General features: G+C 29.5%; 2 protein-coding genes. Both read left to right on the top strand.

Translation table 11 applies throughout. The features are described from left to right. On the top strand, window positions 1–440 hold a 440-nt coding region (locus T473_RS18760), incomplete at its 5' end, for a 3D domain-containing protein (RefSeq protein WP_024622626.1). Between the two features lie 5 nt (window positions 441–445). Then, window positions 446–931 carry a hypothetical protein gene (locus tag T473_RS0115790; protein ID WP_024622528.1) on the top strand — a complete coding sequence of 162 codons (486 nt, stop codon included), beginning with the start codon at window positions 446–448 and terminating at the stop codon, window positions 929–931. Window positions 932–1023 lie beyond the last annotated feature (92 nt).

Below are 1023 nucleotides of genomic sequence, written 5' to 3'. Positions count from 1 at the left end.
AAGAATCTGCAATTGCCTTAAACAGTGCTATAAAAGAATATTACAATAGCGATGAATACAAAATGTATAAACTAAAAGCAAATATAGAAAATGAAACAGGAATTAAGATAAAAGAATTACAAGCAATTACATGTAATATAACATACTATTCTAGCTTGGCTTGTGAGAATGGAAAGTATGGATTTAAGACAGCATCAGGAACAATGATGAATGACAAAACAGTCGCTAATAATTTCCTTAGTTTCGGAACGGATTTATACATAGATGGTTATGGTCATAAGATAGTCCATGATAGAGGGAGTAGCAGACATTTTAACACTGTCAATAGATTTGATGTTTATGTCCCGAGAAATAACGGAGAGGGTGACAGCGTCTATTACAAGAGGGTTAATAACATGGGTAGAAAAACAGTTACGGGTTATATATTAGTGGAGGAGTAGATTATATGAGATTAGCAATTTATGATATACCAGATTTAACTTTCTATAAAGAAAATGGAGAAAAGATTTTTACTACAAAAGATTGTAACAATATGGCTATAAGAGAGTATTTCGATGATAATGATGGAAGTAAAAGAGTTTTTATATTTTTAAAATTCGATATTATTATGTTAGATTTATTAAACTGCAAGTTCAATGAAGAAACAGATAGGAGTGACTTTGAAAAGGATGATAATATATTCTCTTTTTCAATATCCGAAAAAAGCAATTCTCAGAAATTAAAATTAAGAGGAATATTTAATGGGAAAAATGATCAAGGCCTTTCAATCCCAATGAGTTTTAAAGCTGAGGAGTGTGTGTTTGTTAATATTGATAAAGTAAACACTATCTTGAACTTAAGTGCCGCAAAAGTAACCGAATTTGACTACGTTTTAGAGTGTTTTAAAAATAAAAAAGATGATTACATTAAGTTTAATGTTTTAAAAAAATAATAGAGGTGCTGATATGAATTCAATAGTAATTACAGCGATATATTTTACATGTCTTGGGATTGCGATAGGATGGATAGGAGAATACATATCTA

The organism is Clostridioides mangenotii TR (assembly GCF_000498755.1).
In the GTDB taxonomy this organism is placed as follows: Bacteria; Bacillota; Clostridia; order Peptostreptococcales; family Peptostreptococcaceae; genus Metaclostridioides; species Metaclostridioides mangenotii_A.
This window is presented reverse-complemented; position numbering and strand designations above follow the sequence as displayed.

What these genes read in the sequence shown, in the direction of transcription:
- T473_RS0115790 (WP_024622528.1), top strand. Translation starts at nt 446, where the DNA reads ATGAGATTAGCAATTTATGATATACCAGATTTAACTTTCTATAAAGAA.